Here is a 2,007-nt window from a genome sequence, read left to right on the forward strand (position 1 = left end):
GGTCGCCGAGATCGTGTGCACGAACACGGTGCCAATTCCGGCGGGGGACCGAGTGCCGAAGCTGAAGATTCTCACGGTTGCCCCGGCGCTCGCCGAGGCCATCCGCCGCATCCACAACGGCGAGTCCGTCAGCGCTCTCTTCGACGCCTGACCGTCGCGCCGACTTGGCCCGGGTCTCGGACACACGGGTCCGCCTAATCGCGCGGCGGCCACGTTATGGGGAGCAGGGCACGGTCCAGGGCCCGCAGACCGTCCTCAGGTCCCCCAAATTCGCCGGCCGAAGCACACGTACCCGGAGAAGTTCGCGCACTCGGCCCGGGAGGTCGGTGGCGCGACGGATTCCTGTCGCCGTCCGACGGGGCGGTAGCCGGTTCCGTTCAGCGTTGGCTGACGTCAGGACCGGCTGTACCGTTGAAGCATGGTGAAGATTGCCTCGCATGCCGAGGTGCTCGCCCGATTCGGGCACGCGCTGTCCGACCCGACGCGGGCCAGATTGCTGCTGGTACTGCGGGAGGGCGCGGCCTACCCCTCGGATCTTGCGGAGATCTTCGGGGTGGGGCGCACGAATCTGTCCAATCATCTGGCCTGTCTGCGTGGTTGCGGATTGGTCGTCGCCACGCCGGAGGGTCGCCGGCAGCGCTACGAGCTCGCCGATGACAAGCTCCGTCATGCCCTGGACGATCTCCTCGGCGTCGTCCTGGCCGTCGACACCGACCACATCCACCCGAACGTCACCGCCCCCGTCGCGGCTGTCGCGCCGGGGAGCCTCGGCGGGGCCCGTGGTGGGGTCTTTGGCGAGGCTGGTGGTGCGGATGACGTCGGCTCCGGGGGCGCCGCCGACCGTGCCGCCCTGGCCGGTGCGTGCGACGCATGACCAGCACCGGCACCTTCGGTGACCAGGGCGTCGGCCACAATGATCGTCGTGGCCGGGATCACGGTCACGGTCACGGTCACGGTGTTTCCGAGATGCCCGGGAGCGCCGGCCAACGGCGCCGGCTGCTGCTGGCGACCGCATTGAACATCGCCATCGTGATCGGGCAGGCGGCGGCGGGGCTCGCGGTCGGTTCGGTCGGTCTGCTCGCCGACGCCGGGCACAACCTGACCGACACTGCCGGCGTGGTGCTCGCGCTCGTCGCGGTGGCACTGTCCCGGCGGCCGCCGTCGGCGAGCCGCACCTTCGGCGGGGTGCGTTGGCCGGTGCTTGCCGCGCAGGCCAACGCCGCCGCCGTGCTGGTGGTGACGGCGCTGCTGGCGGTGGAGTCCCTGCGGCGCCTCGGTTCGACCGGTTTCGTGGATGGGGGAGTGGTGGTCGCCGTCGCGCTGGCCGCCGCCGTTGTCAACGGGGTCAGCGCGTGGGTGGTCCACGGCGGCGATGGTGATCTCAACACCCGGGCCGCGGTGCTGCACCTCGCCGGGGACGCTGCGGTATCCTTGGCGGTCGCCGCCGCCGGCGGGGCCATCTGGCTGGTCGGTGGCTGGTACTGGCTGGATCCGCTGGTCTCGCTGGTGATCGCGCTGCTCATCGCCGTCCAGGGGGCGCGGCTGCTGGCGAGTGCCTCGCGGGTGCTGCTGGAGGCAACCCCGGCGAGCCTGGACGTCGCGGCGGTGCGTGCCGACATCCTGCGCGACCCTCATGTCCTCGACGTGCATGACCTGCACGTCTGGAGCCTGTCTGACCGAGTCCTCGCCGCGTCGGTGCATCTGGAGCTCGGCCATCTCGACAGTGCCTACGGCGACGGGGGCCATCCCAGCCTGGCGCAGGCCCGATCGGTGTCCGATGCGATCAAGGCGATGCTCGCCGCGCGGCACGGCATCACTCACGTGACCATCGAGGCCGAGTGCGAGCCGTGCACCCCGCCGCATGACGACCCGTGCGGTGTCACCCGTGGGCTGGTCCGCCGCGACGGGGACCGGCAGACCGGGCGGCAGCGGCGGCACCGTCGGGAACAGCGGGGCCGTCGGGAACAGCGGGGCCGGTCTTCCCGCGATGCCGTGGTCTAGCGGGAG

At 71.5% G+C, this 2,007-nt stretch carries 3 protein-coding genes; all 3 read left to right on the forward strand.

All coding sequences use genetic code 11. The features are described from left to right. Positions 1-10: 10 nt before the first annotated feature. The 3 genes from AC08ON_RS05375 (at position 11) to AC08ON_RS05385 (ending at position 2,001) form a co-directional block, all read left to right on the forward strand. Complete coding sequence (locus tag AC08ON_RS05375; RefSeq protein WP_476616552.1) at positions 11-151, forward strand: hypothetical protein; 141 nt, start codon at positions 11-13, stop codon at positions 149-151. A gap of 267 nt (positions 152-418) precedes the next feature. Further along, positions 419-874, forward strand: a complete 456-nt coding sequence (locus AC08ON_RS05380; RefSeq protein ID WP_476606738.1) for an ArsR/SmtB family transcription factor — start codon at positions 419-421, stop codon at positions 872-874. After that, positions 871-2,001, forward strand: coding sequence for a cation diffusion facilitator family transporter (locus tag AC08ON_RS05385; protein WP_476616551.1), 1,131 nt, complete (start codon positions 871-873; stop codon positions 1,999-2,001). Before AC08ON_RS05380 ends, AC08ON_RS05385 begins: the two co-directional genes overlap by 4 nt. The last annotated feature ends 6 nt before the right edge of the window (positions 2,002-2,007 follow it).

The organism is Frankia sp. CoWAU3 (genome assembly GCF_977971855.1).

Bases quoted from the DNA above. Each gene is read 5' to 3' on its own strand.
- AC08ON_RS05380 (WP_476606738.1), top strand. From the start codon at position 419: ATGGTGAAGATTGCCTCGCATGCCGAGGTGCTCGCCCGATTCGGGCAC.
- AC08ON_RS05385 (WP_476616551.1), top strand. From the start codon at position 871: ATGACCAGCACCGGCACCTTCGGTGACCAGGGCGTCGGCCACAATGAT.